This window comes from Pseudanabaena biceps PCC 7429, assembly GCF_000332215.1.
Taxonomy (GTDB): Bacteria; Cyanobacteriota; Cyanobacteriia; order Pseudanabaenales; family Pseudanabaenaceae; genus Pseudanabaena; species Pseudanabaena biceps.
Window position 1 is genome coordinate 1 of the sequence record NZ_ALWB01000404.1, and the last position, 1,441, is coordinate 1,441.

The 1,441-nt window shown below is 38.4% G+C and carries 1 protein-coding gene and 1 pseudogene; both read right to left on the reverse strand.

The features are described 5' to 3' along the window. Positions 1–388 precede the first annotated feature (388 nt). Positions 389–1,123, reverse strand: coding sequence for a HEAT repeat domain-containing protein (locus tag PSE7429_RS24020; RefSeq protein ID WP_009629758.1), 735 nt, complete (start codon positions 1,121–1,123; stop codon positions 389–391). Positions 1,124–1,294: 171 nt separating this feature from the next. Then, positions 1,295–1,441: pseudogene (locus PSE7429_RS25835) on the reverse strand (ISKra4 family transposase); the annotation flags it as partial.

Here is a 1,441-nt window from a genome sequence, read left to right on the forward strand (position 1 = left end):
ATTCTTGTAGTTTGTCAATAATCATGACTGTAGATGTGCTTTTTCTTTTTCATCTACTTTAGGCAGTTTGTATCTCTTTTACTCTGCCTTTTTTTCCTTTTTTAGTCTAAACTCCAGTAATAAGAGATCGCCTCAATTATCACTAAAAAGCGATCGCAAATAATAAGCTTCAACCTTAAGCGATCGCCTTTACAATGAAAAAGCCCAACAAGCGATCGCTACTAAATCTGAAAAAACATCGATCGCCTACTCATTGATAGAAAGCGATCGCTACCAAACGACAAACTCCCAATCGCCTAAAACACCATCTCAAAATTCCTAATCGCTCTCAAATGAAAAAAGCGATCGCTCTCACAACAAGCTACAACGATCCCTCTCATTTCTGACTTTAATCTCGCTGACTAATCTTTTTTATAGCAAATCGAGCCTTTGTTACAACATTAGGATCGTCATCATTAATCAACTGCGAAAGAAGTCCCATTACTCTGGAATCTTCAATTTCTCCTAACATCCATGCTGCTTGCTCTCTAACATGAACGTTACAATGACGGGCAGCTAGAATTATAGGTTCTATAGCTTTAAGACTTACTAATGAGTGACTTGCCATATTTCTAACTTGTTCATCAATGTCCTCTAGCGATTCAACCAAAGGATCTATAGCTCGACTATCACCAATCTCACCTAACCCAATAGCTGCTCGATATCGAACTAGTTGAAAATTATCTTTCAGGGCAGAAATTAATGGTTCAACAGCTCTAACATCATTCAGTTGACCTAAAGTATGTATGATATCTGAACGGATACCAAGATTTTGCTCTGGAAAGTCTGACATCCGAGAAGACAGTGCTTCAATCAAAATATTTACCAGATTTGGATCCTTGAACCATCTCATTCTAGAAGTAGCACTATATAATTCCTCTAATGATTCTTTTGAAATTTCATTCTCTTGTAAAAGTAGTGTCTGAATAACTGCGAGAGCATTTGCATTCATTTCAGGATTGTATTTACGGAGTGCTTCGGCGACTTTCTTTTCATTTGCGACAGTAAATCCTTCTTCTTCCAGACCTTCTGCGGCTATGTAGTAACCACCAGTCTCATAGCATTCTGCTAATGTTTGCATCATACTGGTTAAACTCGAATACTTTAACCTTGTATTGTACGTTTCGCCAATATGAATTATTGGTGAATCCTGCATTCCTGCTTCACGTAGCGGAACAGCGCAACGATCACCGTCAATTTCAAGAAATGGAAATAAAAGATGGGAGCATCTCAATTAGGCACTGAGTAAATATACTTAGGCAAGATTGAGGTTGAGATAAGCGCAACGATGTTTAAGAACTTGGGGAAGATTATCGCGCTTCCACTGAGCACCAGATATTTTGATTCTACGCCCAATTTGCTTGATAGTAGATTCAACAGCACCAGAGCCAATGGTAATTCC

Coding starts and splice junctions, on each gene's coding strand:
- PSE7429_RS24020 (WP_009629758.1), bottom strand. CDS start 1,123: ATGATGCAAACATTAGCAGAATGCTATGAGACTGGTGGTTACTACATA.